General features: G+C 41.8%; 11 protein-coding genes, 1 tRNA gene and 1 other RNA gene. All 13 read left to right on the forward strand.

The features are described 5' to 3' along the window. Nucleotides 1-152: 152 nt before the first annotated feature. Nucleotides 153-1931, forward strand: a complete 1779-nt coding sequence (dnaG, locus tag LPB220_RS04415) for a DNA primase (protein WP_150905782.1) — start codon at nucleotides 153-155, stop codon at nucleotides 1929-1931. Between the two features lie 2 nt (nucleotides 1932-1933). After that, a complete protein-coding gene (rpoD, locus tag LPB220_RS04420) occupies nucleotides 1934-3043 on the forward strand; it encodes an RNA polymerase sigma factor RpoD (protein WP_021152924.1) in 1110 nt (369 codons plus the stop codon). Nucleotides 3044-3413: 370 nt separating this feature from the next. Continuing rightward, a complete protein-coding gene (locus tag LPB220_RS04425; RefSeq protein ID WP_004220168.1) occupies nucleotides 3414-3743 on the forward strand; it encodes a metal-sulfur cluster assembly factor in 330 nt (109 codons plus the stop codon). A 172-nt stretch (nucleotides 3744-3915) separates the two neighbouring features. After that, entirely contained in the window at nucleotides 3916-4623 is a 708-nt protein-coding gene (locus LPB220_RS04430; protein ID WP_021152925.1) for an ABC transporter ATP-binding protein, read from the forward strand. Between the two features lie 9 nt (nucleotides 4624-4632). Continuing rightward, the gene (locus LPB220_RS04435) at nucleotides 4633-5427 is read left to right on the forward strand and encodes a hypothetical protein (RefSeq protein ID WP_150905784.1); all 795 of its coding nucleotides are present in this window, start codon (nucleotides 4633-4635) and stop codon (nucleotides 5425-5427) included. Between the two features lie 103 nt (nucleotides 5428-5530). Then, nucleotides 5531-5879: a transfer-messenger RNA gene (gene ssrA / locus LPB220_RS04440) on the forward strand. Between the two features lie 11 nt (nucleotides 5880-5890). Continuing rightward, nucleotides 5891-5978, forward strand: a tRNA-Ser gene (locus LPB220_RS04445). A 95-nt stretch (nucleotides 5979-6073) separates the two neighbouring features. Further along, entirely contained in the window at nucleotides 6074-9175 is a 3102-nt protein-coding gene (locus LPB220_RS04450; protein ID WP_150906791.1) for a DNA polymerase III subunit alpha, read from the forward strand. Nucleotides 9176-9259: 84 nt separating this feature from the next. After that, nucleotides 9260-10273, forward strand: a complete 1014-nt coding sequence (gene pfkA, locus LPB220_RS04455) for a 6-phosphofructokinase (RefSeq protein ID WP_021152956.1) — start codon at nucleotides 9260-9262, stop codon at nucleotides 10271-10273. Nucleotides 10274-10342: 69 nt separating this feature from the next. Next, nucleotides 10343-11848: a pyruvate kinase gene (gene pyk / locus LPB220_RS04460; RefSeq protein ID WP_070660248.1), complete on the forward strand. Its 1506-nt coding sequence runs from the start codon at nucleotides 10343-10345 to the stop codon at nucleotides 11846-11848. 165 nt (nucleotides 11849-12013) lie between these two features. Continuing rightward, nucleotides 12014-12574, forward strand: coding sequence for a signal peptidase I (gene lepB / locus LPB220_RS04465; protein ID WP_003006560.1), 561 nt, complete (start codon nucleotides 12014-12016; stop codon nucleotides 12572-12574). Nucleotides 12575-12673: 99 nt separating this feature from the next. Continuing rightward, nucleotides 12674-13315, forward strand: coding sequence for an amino acid ABC transporter permease (locus tag LPB220_RS04470; RefSeq protein ID WP_023917742.1), 642 nt, complete (start codon nucleotides 12674-12676; stop codon nucleotides 13313-13315). A 12-nt stretch (nucleotides 13316-13327) separates the two neighbouring features. Then, nucleotides 13328-13957 carry an amino acid ABC transporter ATP-binding protein gene (locus LPB220_RS04475; RefSeq protein WP_021152960.1) on the forward strand — a complete coding sequence of 210 codons (630 nt, stop codon included), beginning with the start codon at nucleotides 13328-13330 and terminating at the stop codon, nucleotides 13955-13957. Nucleotides 13958-13959: the final 2 nt, after the last annotated feature.

Here is a 13959-nt window from a genome sequence, read left to right on the forward strand (position 1 = left end):
CTGACAAGGAATATGCCTCATTTTTTAAAATTAGTGATAAAGGTTGAAAATCTTTTCTTTTATGTGTGAAATCGGTAGGAAAAAATTTACTTTTACTAACTTTTAGTATAAAATATAAAGTGATAATCTATGGTAAAATGGAGGCACTGTTTATGGTTGATAAAGAGCTAATTGCAGAAATTAAAAACAGTGTAAACATTGTTGAAGTTATTGGAGAAGTTGTTTCTTTGACCAAGGCTGGCCGTAATTTTTTAGGGCTCTGTCCTTTTCATGGTGAAAAGACTCCTTCTTTTAATGTCGTTGAAGACAAGCAGTTTTACCATTGTTTCGGATGTGGTCGCTCGGGAGATGTCTTTAAGTTTATTGAGGAATACCGTGGAGTCGCTTTTATGGATGCGGTCCAGATCGTAGCAGAAAAAGCGGGTATTGCGCTTCAGTACCAAGCAAGGCCGGCTCAACCAACGTCTATCAATCCCAACCAAGAACTTTATGAGATTCATCAGGAAGCCAGTAAGTTCTACCAGGCGATTCTGATGACGACAAAGATGGGAGAAGAAGCGCGAAATTATCTGCATGAACGTGGATTGACGGATGAGGTCATCCGACATTTTCAATTGGGCTTAGCCCCAGCAGAAGGGAATTATCTCTATCGAAATCTCTCTGAGAAGTTCTCTGAGAAAGTGATTACCGATTCGGGGTTATTCACAATCTCAGATGCTGGAACAGTTTTTGATGCCTTTCAGGATCGGATTATGTTTCCTTTGACGGATGATAGTGGACGTGTCATTGCTTTTTCTGGTAGACTGTGGAAACTAACGGATGATGGCAGTCATCAAGCCAAGTACAAGAATAGTCGAAGTACCCGTCTATTTAATAAGAGTTATGAACTTTATCATTTGGATCAAGCTAAGACGAGCGCCAAAAAGCAACATGAAATGTATATCATGGAAGGCTTTATGGATGTCATTGCGGCTTATCGAGCTGGGATTGAAAATGCAGTCGCCTCTATGGGGACAGCCTTGACACCAGAGCACGTCCAGCACCTGTCTCATTTTACCAAAAAGGTCATTTTGACCTATGATGGGGATAAGGCGGGACTTAAAGCAACCGCTAAGGCCTTGGATGTCTTGCAGGATCTGGAGTTGGAGATCGTCCGTATCCCTGATCAGATGGATCCCGATGAGTACCTCAAAAAGACCTCCCCAGAAGATCTAGCTTCCCTCTTGAAGAATTCGCGGATCAGTAAGGTTGAATTCTTGATGCACTACTGGAAACCCCAGTATATTGAGAACTTGCAGGCACAGATTGAGTTTGTCGAGAAGCTGGCACCGATGATCGCCCAGACGCGCTCCATCACAGCGCAGAACACTTATATTTATAAGTTGGCCGATTTATTGCCGGACTTTGATTACTTGCAGATTGAGCAAATTGTCAATAATAGTCGCTTGCATCAACGGCAAGAAGAGCAAGAAGGTGGACGATCCAAAACGTCGAATTTTTCAGTGGAGCTCTTGCCGAATCGTGGGATGACGCGCTTGATCAAGGCGGAAAATCATTTGTTAAGTAGGATGAAGGATTTTCCAATGGTCCTCAATGATTACCGTTTGCGACCTGATTTTGCCTTCGACACACCGGAGTTACAGATCTTGTATAAATTGCTCTGTCAAAATGGAGAAGTCACATCTCAGGATTTGTCCGAGCAACCTGAAGGGGTCCAGCACGCCTGGTACCGCATGTTAGAAGAAGATTTACCAGATGAGATAGCAGATGGTGAATTAGAAGAAGTGGAAGAAACGCGAAATCGTGAGCTTCTTCGCAAAGAAAGTCAACAAATTGGAAATAAAGTGAAGGAAGCTTCCTCGACAGGGGATGCGGAAAAAGCTTTATTGGAACTCGAGCGTTTGATCGCTCAAAAAAGAAGAATGGAGTAGGAATGGCTAAAGAACAAAAAGATATTACAACATTGGACGTTCAAATTGCAGAGTTTATTCGCAGCCACAAGAAGAGTGGAACTGCAACAGATGATGAAATTAATGACAAGTTGGTTATTCCATTCACACTAGATGCAGATGGGATTGAAGATCTTTTGCAACGTATTCAAGATGCAGGAATTTCGATCACGGATAAAGATGGTAACCCAAGTGCGCGTGTGTTGAACAATGAAGAAGAGCCAGAATTGTCAGATGAGGAATTGCTTGGAAGCAACTCTGCCAAGGTCAACGACCCAGTACGGATGTACTTGAAAGAAATTGGGGTTGTTCCTCTTTTGACCAATGAAGAAGAACAAGAATTGGCTATCTTAGTGGAACAAGGTGATTTGGAAGCTAAGCAACGTCTTGCAGAAGCCAACCTTCGTTTGGTTGTATCCATTGCGAAACGTTACGTTGGTCGTGGAATGCAATTTTTGGATTTGATCCAAGAAGGAAATATGGGCTTGATGAAGGCCGTTGATAAGTTTGACTATACCAAAGGGTTCAAGTTCTCTACCTATGCGACTTGGTGGATTCGTCAGGCTATCACTCGTGCCATTGCAGACCAAGCACGGACCATTCGGATCCCTGTTCACATGGTGGAAACCATTAACAAGTTGGTTCGTGAACAACGCAATCTCTTGCAAGAATTGGGACAAGATCCAACGCCTGAACAAATCGCTGAACGCATGGATATGACGCCTGATAAGGTGCGCGAAATCTTGAAGATTGCCCAAGAGCCTGTTTCTTTGGAAACGCCAATCGGGGAAGAAGACGATAGCCATTTGGGAGATTTCATCGAAGATGAAGTGATTGAAAATCCAGTAGACTACACCACTCGTGTGGTTCTACGTGAACAATTAGATGAAGTCCTCGATACCCTGACAGACCGGGAAGAAAACGTACTTCGTTTACGTTTCGGTTTGGATGATGGAAAAATGCGGACCTTGGAAGATGTGGGTAAAGTCTTCAACGTGACCCGTGAACGGATCCGTCAGATCGAAGCCAAAGCCCTCCGCAAACTCCGCCACCCAAGCAGAAGCAAACCATTGCGTGACTTTATAGAGGATTAAAAAGGTCCGGGGGACCTTTTTAACGGTCGCCTAGAAATGTAAAAGCGACCCAGGTCCGGGGGATCTTTTTAACGGTCGCCTAGAAATGTAAAAGCGACCCAGGTCCGGGGGATCTTTTTAACGGTCGCCTAGAAATGTAAAAGCGACCCAGGTCCGGGGGATCTTTTTAACGGTCGCCTAGAAATGTAAAAGCGACCCAGGTCCGGGGGACATTTTTAACGGTCGCCTAGAAATGAAGAAGCGACCTAGGTCCAGTGGACATTTTTAACGGTCGCCAAGAAATGAAAAAGCGACCTAGGTCCGGAGGACCTTTTTAACCCGAGCCAAGCAATTCTATCGAGAGTAACATAACAAAAAAAGGAAGTGTCATATGGCATATACAACTGAGCAAATTGAAGAAATTAAAAATAAAATCTTAAATGCTTTGGAAGAGGTAATCGATCCTGAGCTTGGGATTGACATTGTTAATTTAGGTCTTGTTTACGAGATCCATTTTGATGGTGAAACTGGAGCGACCATTATTGATATGACGCTAACGACCATGGGATGTCCATTAGCGGATCTTCTGACAGATCAGATTCATGATGTTTTAGCAGAAGTAGAAGAAGTGACATCTGTGGATGTGAAGTTGGTCTGGTATCCTGCTTGGACGGTTGAAAAAATGAGCCGCTATGCACGGATTGCACTTGGAATTAGTTAAACATTCTATTCATCAAAACAAATCAGAGGTTAGGGGCTTCCCTAACCTCTGATTTGTTTACACCTGTATTTTTGAACAACCATTTTCAAATTCTTAGCAAATTTTCAGATAAAGTTGCAATCATCAAGAGGACAAGGTATAATAGCATAAATAGAAAATAAAGGAGATTTACATGAATCAGTATCCTTTGGTCTACTTGGACCATGTGACAAAGAATTATGGGCATGAAGTTGCTCTCATGGATGTTAGTTTGAACATCCAACCTGGCCGTATTATTGGCCTTTTGGGGCCTAATGGTAGCGGGAAAACAACCATCATTAAATTGATTAATGGTTTGTTGCAACCAAGCCTTGGAAATATCTATATTCATGGTCAATTACCATCCCCAGCTTCTAAAAAAGTTGTTTCCTATTTGCCGGATACGACTTATCTGAGTGAAAATATAAAAATTAGTGATGCTATTAGCTATTTCCAAGATTTTTATTCAGATTTTAATGTCCAACGAGCTTACCAATTGCTCAACGATTTGCATTTGCATCCAAATCAAAAATTGAACAGCCTTTCAAAAGGGAACAAGGAAAAAGTACAATTGATTTTGGTGATGAGTCGTGAAGCTGACTTGTATGTCCTTGATGAACCAATCGGTGGGGTCGACCCAGCAGCGCGTGATTATATTTTGCGGACCATTATTCAAAACCGACGTCCAAACTCTTCTGTCTTGATTTCTACTCACTTGATTGCGGATATTGAGCAAGTTTTGGATGAAGCGATTTTCATCAACCAAGGAAGAATCCTCTTGCATGAAAATACGACTGTTTTGCGCAATCAACACGGAAAATCAATCGATGAGATCTTCCGTGATCAATTCCGTGTTTATTAGGAGGACCCCATGTTTGGTAAATTATTAAAATATGAATTTAAATCGACAGCTAAGTGGTATTTATTGATCACCCTGATCGCACTAGGTTTGTCAGTGATTACAGGTGTTATTGGTGGAAGTGCTACAAACGGTTTTGTGGATATGGAAACCAATAGTATGCAAATCATAACTGGGACTCTTGGGATTCTCATTTTTGGAGGAGTCATTGGTCTTTATCTTAGTAACTACTATATTATTATTCGTCGTTTCTATTCCAACTTATACGGACGTGAAGGTTACTTGACCTGGACCCTTCCAGCTAGCCCTCATGCGATCATTTTGTCTAAATTTGTGGGAGCTTTAGTAGCGAGTCTTTACTGCCTATTCCTTCTATTTTTTAGTGGTTTTATCACAATTATTGTGATGGGCGCTGTCATTGGTCAAGACCTCTCTCCTGTATTTAGTATTATCGCTGAGGCTTTTAGTCATTCTATTGCTTATTGGATTATCATCTGGTGGATTTTTACCACAGCTTCAGGAATCTTACTATTTTATGTATCAATCGCACTTGGCCAACTGTTCCAAAATCGTCGTGGATTGAAAGCGATTCTGTTCTTCTTTCTTTTGTGCCTTGTCTTAAGTATCATTGGTACAGCGGTCAATCCATTTAAGGATTCATATGCTGTCGGGTATGCATTGGTTTATGGAAAGTTTGATGAATTTGGAGCAAACTTCATTCCAGGTCTTATCTATGAAGTCATTAAGATTGTTTCTATGTACTTCACCATCCACTATATCAGCAAGTACAAGTTGAATCTTCAATAAGTACAGTAAATTGAGCAAGGAGCTTCCCGGTGGAAGCCTTCTTGTTCAATTTTTTTCTTTTGCATTTTTGGCTACATTTTGATATACTAATTGTATTCGTTTTGGGGTCGTTACGGATTCGACAGGCATTATGAGGCATATTTTGCAACTCATCTAGCGGATGTAAAACGCCAGTTAAATATAACTGCAAAAAATAATAATTCTTACGCTTTAGCTGCCTAAACACCAGCAGGCGTGACCCGATTCGAATCGCTCGTGTTTGATGACAGGTCTTTATTTTAGCGAGATACGATCTAACTTTGTCTAGAAGTTAGATAAGAGATTGATAGACTCGCAGGTACAGGGCTTGAGTTATGTGTCATGTAGCTGTTAAACTAAGACATAACCTATGGTTGTAGACAAATATGCTGGCAGGTGTTTGGACGTGGGTTCGACTCCCACCGGCTCCATATTTTTTATTCATGGAAGATTACTCAAGAGGCTTAAGAGGCCGTGTTGGAAACGCGGTAGGCGTGTAATAGCGTGCGTGGGTTCGAATCCCATGTCTTCCGTTGTTGAGACATCATTGTGTAGCAGTGGTGTTTTTTTGTACAAAAAGGAGTGACCAAAGGAGGCACCAAAATAGACAATGCAGAAAGGAGAAAAAGTGATTACACAGCTAGATACCAAATCAGTCTATACCTTTATGGAAAGTCTTGTGACCATAAAAGACTATGTCCAAGCGGCTAAAAGCATGGGGTATGGCGCATTGGGAATCATGGATGTAGATAATTTGTATGGTGCTTATGAATTTATCGAAGCCTGTCAAGCCCACAACCTCAGTCCCTTGGTCGGTTTAGAAATTGGACTAAAAGTAGACAATGAAACAATTCCGTTTCGGATGATGGCCCTGTCAACGAAAGGCTACCAGAATCTGATGAAGATGTCGACCGTCAAAATGATGGGGAAAAACAATTGGGAAGATGTGAAGCACCTTACAGAAGGAGTAGCGGTCATTGTCCCAGCGCCTTTTGCTAGTGAAGACATACCGCTTGGTCTAGATTACTTCATCGGAGTTTTTGCCGATACGCCGGACCAAGAGTTTAGCCACCCTGTGCTTCCTCTTCATACTGTGCGTTTTTTTGAGGCGGAAGATATGGAAGCCATGCAGATGCTCGCGGCCATCAAGGACAATCAAAGCTTGACAGAAACAGGACAAATTGATCCTAGAACAGTCCTAAAAACTCCTCAGGATTTACAGAATGATTTTGCTGAGCGATTTCCTCAAGCCATCCCAAATCTTGAAAAACTTGTCCAAGGGATTCAATACGACATTGATACTCAGTTGAAATTGCCTCGCTTCAATCCTCAGAAACCAGCTGTTGCGGAATTGAGAGAATTAGCCCAAGCCGGTCTTCTTCGAAAGAACTTGACTAGTCCGGTCTATCAAGAACGTTTGGAGCATGAATTAGACATTATTCACCAAATGGGCTTTGATGATTATTTCTTGATTGTCTGGGATCTTCTTCGTTTCGGACGAAGTCAGGGATATTATATGGGAATGGGGCGTGGGTCTGCTGTCGGCTCACTGGTAGCTTATGCCCTGGAGATTACAGGGATTGATCCAGTGGAGAAGAACCTCCTCTTTGAACGCTTTTTAAATGTGGAGCGCTACACCATGCCGGATATTGATATTGATATTCCTGATATCTATCGTCCAGAATTTATCCGTTATGTGAGAGACCGTTATGGGAGTTACCATGCGGCTCAGATCGTGACCTTTTCAACCTTTGGGGCCAAACAAGCCATTCGAGATGTTTTTAAACGTTTTGGGGTACCAGAGTACGAATTAACCTCCATTACCAAGCGGATTGGCTTTAGGGATACACTGACGACAGCGTATGAACAGAATCTAGCTTTTCGACAAGTGATTCATAGTCGAACAGAATTTGAACGTGGCTTTGAAATTGCCAAAAGAATTGAGGGCCAACCTAGACAGACCTCGATCCATGCGGCGGGTGTTGTGATGAGTGACCAGGATTTGACGGATCACATTCCTCTCAAGTATGGAGAAGACATGTTTGTTACCCAGTACGATGCTCATGCGGTTGAAGCCAATGGTCTATTGAAGATGGATTTTTTGGGTCTGCGAAACTTAACCTTTGTTCAAAAAATGAAGGAAGCCGTCTATGAAAAGTACCAAGAAGAGATCGTGATTGAAGCCATTGATTTAGAAGATCAAGAAACCTTGGCCTTATTTGCTGCTGGGGATACCAAGGGGATTTTCCAATTTGAACAAGCAGGAGCTATCCGCCTTTTGAGACGTGTGAGACCCAATCATTTCGAAGAAGTGGTAGCGACCACCTCTCTCAATCGTCCAGGAGCTAGTGATTACATTGATAATTTCGTCAAAAGAAAGCACGGCCAGGAAAAAGTTGACATTCTGGATCCAGCTATTGAAGAAATCTTACGGCCCACTTATGGGATCATGCTTTACCAAGAGCAGGTTATGCAAGTTGCCCAGCATTTTGCAGGCTTTAGCCTTGGGAAAGCCGATATCTTACGTCGGGCCATGGGCAAAAAAAATGCGACTGAAATGCACAAGATGGAAGACGATTTTGTCACGGGTGCTCTTAAACTTGGTCATACGGAAGAAAAAGCCAAAGAGGTCTTTGCGATCATGGAAAAATTCGCAGGCTATGGGTTTAACCGTTCCCATGCCTATGCCTATTGTGCCTTGGCCTTTCAGATGGCCTATTTCAAGGTCCATTATCCAGATGTTTTCTTTGATGTTATGCTCAATTATTCGAGTAGCGATTATCTGACAGATGCTCTCCAGTTTGATTTTAAAGTCGCGCCATTATCCATCAATACCATCCCTTACAGAGATAAGTTTCAGGATCGAAAAATTTACTTGGGAATGAAAAATATCAAGGGACTTCCAAGAGATTTAGCGTATTGGATCATTGACAATCGTCCCTTTGAAAGTGTCGAAGATTTTATTTTACGCCTTCCTAATCAGTATCATAAATTACCTCTATTGACGCCTTTAGTAGAACTAGGGTTGTTTGATAACTTTGAGAAGAATAGACGCAAGGTGCTTCACAATTTGCCGAATTTATTTGTCTTTGCAGATGAGCTAGGCAGTTTGTTTGCGGATTCTAACTATTCCTGGACAGAAGTGGAAGACTTTAGCCAGGCTGAAAAATATGAGAAGGAAGAGGCCATTATTGGCATCGGGCTCAGTACCCACCCTTTGGTTGCGATTGGGCAAACGAGTCCCTACGAGATCCAACCAATTTCTCAACTCATACAAGGAGAGCAGGCGCGAATCCTCGTAGAAGTGCAAGCCATCCGGACCATTCGAACCAAGTTGGGGGAACTCATGGCTTTCTTACAAGTCAGCGATATCAAGAAAAAACTAGATGTGACCCTTTTCCCTGAAACCTACAATCGATTTTCCTCCTTGATAAAAGAAGGTGGCTTTTATTACTTGACGGGGAAGGTACAGGAGCGTGATGGGCGCTTACAGATGATTCTAGCAGAGGCTCAACTAGCGACTAATGAGAAATTCTGGATTCAGTTGCTCGATCATCGTCAGGATCAAACGATTCTTTCTATCTTGAAAAAATATCCAGGGCCATATCCTGTGGTATTACGCTATGAAGATGAGAAAAAAACTCTTCAATTGAAGGGCTATACAGTTCAGAAAAACAAAGAATTGGAAGATGAACTAAAGAATCTCGTTATGAAAACGATTTATCGGTAAAAACTGCGAAAAATACGAGAATTTTAGTCTTCTTTGTGTTATAATTACGTAGAATGTAAAAGAAAAAAAGGAGCAAACAACGAAATGAAACGTATTGCTGTTTTAACTAGTGGTGGAGATGCCCCTGGTATGAATGCTGCCATCCGTGCAGTTGTTCGTCAAGCAATTTCAGAAGGAATGGAAGTCTTCGGTATCTATGATGGATATGCGGGAATGGTTGCTGGTAAAATTCAGCCCCTTGACGCCTCATCTGTTGGAGATATTATTTCCCGTGGTGGTACCTTCCTTCATTCAGCTCGTTACCCTGAATTCGCACAACGCGAAGGTCAATTAAAAGGGATCGAGCAATTGAAGAAACACGGGATAGAAGGTGTTGTCGTTATTGGTGGAGATGGTTCTTACCATGGTGCGATGCGCTTGACTGAGCTTGGATTCCCAGCTGTGGGTCTTCCTGGTACGATCGACAACGATATCGTCGGAACTGACTTTACAATTGGTTTTGATACGGCAGTCACAACTGCAATGGACGCGATCGATAAGATCCGTGATACTTCATCTAGTCACCACCGTACTTTCGTTATCGAAGTGATGGGACGTAACGCTGGAGATATCGCTCTTTGGGCAGGGATTGCATCTGGTGCAGATGAAATCATCATCCCTGAAGAAGGATTCAAGATCGAAGATGTTGTTGAGAGCATCAAAGAAGGTTACGCAAAAGGTCGTACCCACAACATCATCATCTTGGCTGAAGGCGTGATGTCTGCAGATGAATTTGGTAAAGCTTTGAAAGAAGCTGGTGATGAAAGTGACCTTCGTGTGACTGAGCTTGGCCACATCCAACGTGGTGGTTCACCTACTGCGCGTGACCGTGTTCTTGCTTCACGTATGGGAGCACACGCTGTTAAATTGTTGAAACAAGGAATCGGTGGTGTAGCCGTTGGTATCCGTAATGAAAAAATGGTTGAAAACCCAATCCTTGGTAAAGCAGAAGAAGGAGCCCTCTTTAGCTTGACAGAAGATGGTAAGATTGTGGTAAACAATCCACATAAAGCTGATCTTGGTCTTGCCGAGTTGAACCGTAGCTTGTCTTCAATCTAATTTTATTTCATTAATTCGTTAACCTTGTCTTAAAAAGACAGATATATTAAAAAAGGAGTCATATATATCATGAACAAACGTGTAAAAATCGTTGCAACTTTAGGTCCTGCGGTAGAAATCCGTGGCGGTAAAAAATTCGGTGAAGATGGATACTGGGCTGAAAAACTTGACGTTGAAGCTTCAGCACAAAACATTGCTAAATTGATCGAAGCTGGCGCTAACACTTTCCGTTTCAACTTCTCACACGGTGACCACCAAGAACAAGGTGAACGTATGGCGACTGTTAAACGTGCAGAAGAAATCGCTGGTAAAAAAGTTGGTTACCTTCTTGATACAAAAGGTCCTGAAATCCGTACTGAATTGTTCGAAGGCGAAGCTAAAGAATATTCATACAAGACTGGTGAACGTATCCGCGTTGCTACAAAACAAGGCATCAAATCAACTCGTGATGTTATCGCATTGAACGTTGCTGGTGCGCTTGACATCTTTGATGATGTTGAAGTTGGTCACCAAGTATTGGTTGATGATGGTAAATTGGGTCTTCGCGTTGTAGAAAAAGACGCTGCAAAACGTGAATTTGTTGTTGAAGTTGAAAACGATGGTATCATCGCTAAACAAAAAGGTGTAAACATCCCTAACACTAAGATTCCTTTCCCCGCACTTGCTGAACGCGATAACGACGATATCCGCTTCGGTTTGGAACAAGGTATCAACTTCATCGCGATCTCATTCGTACGTACTGCAAAAGACGTTCAAGAAGTTCGTGCTATCTGTGAAGAAACTGGTAACAGCCACGTTCAATTGTTTGCGAAAATCGAAAACCAACAAGGTATCGAAAACTTGGATGAAATCATCGAAGTAACTGATGGTATCATGATCGCTCGTGGTGACATGGGTATCGAAGTACCATTCGAAATGGTTCCAGTTTACCAAAAAATGATTACTTCTAAAGTAAATGCTGCTGGTAAAGTTGTTATCACTGCAACAAACATGCTTGAAACAATGACTGAAAAACCACGTGCTACTCGTTCTGAAGTATCTGACGTCTTCAACGCTGTTATCGATGGTACTGATGCTACAATGCTTTCAGGTGAATCTGCAAACGGTAAATACCCACTTGAATCTGTAGCTACAATGGCGAAAATCGATATGAACGCTCAAACACTTTTGAAAGAATATGGTCGTTTGAACCCAGCTTCATTCGAACGTAACTCTAAGACAGAAGTTATGGCTTCAGCTGTTAAAGATGCTACAAACTCAATGGATATCAAATTGGTTGTAACATTGACTAAGACAGGTCACACTGCACGTTTGATCTCTAAATACCGTCCAGATGCTGATATCTTGGCATTGACATTTGACGAATTGACTGAACGTGGATTGATGTTGAACTGGGGTGTTATCCCAATGTTGACAGATGCTCCTTCATCAACTGACGATATGTTCGAAATTGCTGAACGTAAAGCAGTTGAAGCTGGTCTTGTTAAATCTGGTGATGATATCGTTATCGTTGCTGGTGTACCAGTTGGAGAAGCTGTTCGTACAAACACAATGCGTATCCGTACAGTACGTTAATAGACAATTTGATCTTAAAGCCTTGCTGGTTGGTCCGAAAGGATTGACCGCGAGGTTTTTCTTTTTCTTCTGGTGTGTGTTGACAAGAATTCTCACTAATGCTTACTTTCTCTTTTTTAAAGATCAAAAACATGGTATAATAAATAAAAAGGAAGGGAGACATTCATGCCAAGGAGAGATTTAATTAGAAATGTCATCATTGTCGGTGTACTGGTTTTGGCACTGATTTTGCTTCGAATCTTTGTATTTCATCCATTTAGTATCAATGATAAGATGGCCAATGCTTCTGTGAAAACTGGAGATCTTGTGGTAGCGACTAGAAATGCTCAGGTAGATCGCAGTGATTTGGTCTTATACAAGGTCGGTGGAAAAGAATACCTTGGACGTGTCATTGCCAAAGAAAACGATGAAGTCAGCTACGTAGATGACGTCCTCTATTTGAATGGACAGGCAACACCAGAACCTTACCTGAACAAAATGCTCAACAAACATCTAGCTGCTCCTACGAGTAATGGGTATTATACGGATGATTTCTTCTTATCAGAGTTAAAAGGGACCAAGGCTGGTCGTGTACCATCGGATACTTATCTAGTCTTAAATGATAACCGTGGGGATACAGAAGATAGCCGTGAGTTTGGTTATATCCATAAAAATCAGATTGAAGGAGTCGTGAATCTGCGTCTCTATCCTCTCAATAAATTTGGTTTTATAAAAGTAGAAGAATAGCCGAAAGGCTATTTTTTTTATAAATATCAAAATGAACTAGTTATTTTTCCATTTTTGTGGTAAGATGTTCATTAAATAATTTTTTAGGAGGAGAATGCTATGCAGTATGCTTTGGAAATTTTACCAAGTTTGTTAAAGGGAGCAAGCCTCACCTTGCAAGTGTTTGCTTTCGTATTGATTTTATCGATTCCACTAGGAATCGTTGTTGCCTTTTTGCTTCAATTGCGCTCAAAGATCCTGCATGGACTCCTAACAATTTATATCTGGATCATGCGAGGAACTCCTCTTTTGCTTCAGTTGATCTTTATTTATTACGTCCTTCCAAGTATCGGGATTCGGATTGATCGGTTGCCTGCGGCTATTACAGCCTTCACCCTCAATTATGCAGCCTATTTTGCGGAAATCTTCCGTGGAGGAATTGTTGCCATTCCGACAGGTCAGTATGAGGCGGCCAAGGTCTTGAAATTGAGTTCATGGCAAACAATTCGCTATATCATTTTGCCTCAGGTGGTGAAGATCGTTCTTCCAAGTGTCTTCAATGAAGTCATGTCCTTGATTAAAGATACCTCCTTGGTCTATGCTCTGGGAATTAGTGATTTGATCCTGGCTAGTCGGACGGCAGCCAATCGTGATGCCAGTCTTGCACCCATGTTTTTGGCGGGAGCTATTTATTTAATCCTCATTGGGATCGTGACCATCATTGCTAAGCGAGTTGAAAAGAACTTTTCATATTATAAATAGGAGGAGAAGTATATGTTAGAATTAAAACAAATTTCGAAACGGTTTGGGGATAAGCAGATCTTATCAGATTTCAATCTTCTCGTTCCTGAAAAACAAATCGTCGCCATTGTTGGTCCTTCTGGGGGAGGAAAGACCACCTTGCTTCGCATGCTAGCTGGTCTTGAAACCATTGATTCTGGTCAGATCATCTATAATGGTGAAAACTTGCCTCTGGATGCCTTAGAAAAACGAAATCTTCTCGGTTTTGTCTTTCAAGATTTTCAATTATTTCCACATTTATCGGTCATGGAAAACCTGATCTTGTCCCCTATCAAGACCATGAATGTGACTAAGGGAGAAGCGAGTAAAAAAGCCATGAGCTTACTGGAGCGCTTGGGGCTCGAACAACATGCGGATGCTTATCCATTCTCTCTATCTGGTGGTCAGAAGCAACGGGTGGCATTGGCTCGTGCTATGATGATCGATCCAGAAATTATTGGCTATGATGAGCCGACTTCGGCCTTGGATCCAGAATTGCGATTAGAAGTTGAGAAGTTAATCTTGCAAAACCGTGAACTGGGGATGACTCAGATCGTTGTTACCCATGATATTCCATTTGCAGAAGCAATTGCGGATGTTCTTCTCAAGGTTGAGCCTAAATAGGA

The sequence above is a fragment of the Streptococcus sp. LPB0220 genome, assembly GCF_008727815.1.
GTDB lineage: Bacteria > Bacillota > Bacilli > Lactobacillales > Streptococcaceae > Streptococcus.

Coding starts and splice junctions, on each gene's coding strand:
- LPB220_RS04470 (WP_023917742.1), top strand. CDS start 12,674: ATGCAGTATGCTTTGGAAATTTTACCAAGTTTGTTAAAGGGAGCAAGC.
- pyk (WP_070660248.1), top strand. CDS start 10,343: ATGAACAAACGTGTAAAAATCGTTGCAACTTTAGGTCCTGCGGTAGAA.
- LPB220_RS04475 (WP_021152960.1), top strand. CDS start 13,328: ATGTTAGAATTAAAACAAATTTCGAAACGGTTTGGGGATAAGCAGATC.
- lepB (WP_003006560.1), top strand. CDS start 12,014: ATGCCAAGGAGAGATTTAATTAGAAATGTCATCATTGTCGGTGTACTG.
- rpoD (WP_021152924.1), top strand. CDS start 1,934: ATGGCTAAAGAACAAAAAGATATTACAACATTGGACGTTCAAATTGCA.
- pfkA (WP_021152956.1), top strand. CDS start 9,260: ATGAAACGTATTGCTGTTTTAACTAGTGGTGGAGATGCCCCTGGTATG.
- dnaG (WP_150905782.1), top strand. CDS start 153: ATGGTTGATAAAGAGCTAATTGCAGAAATTAAAAACAGTGTAAACATT.
- LPB220_RS04435 (WP_150905784.1), top strand. CDS start 4,633: ATGTTTGGTAAATTATTAAAATATGAATTTAAATCGACAGCTAAGTGG.
- LPB220_RS04430 (WP_021152925.1), top strand. CDS start 3,916: ATGAATCAGTATCCTTTGGTCTACTTGGACCATGTGACAAAGAATTAT.
- LPB220_RS04425 (WP_004220168.1), top strand. CDS start 3,414: ATGGCATATACAACTGAGCAAATTGAAGAAATTAAAAATAAAATCTTA.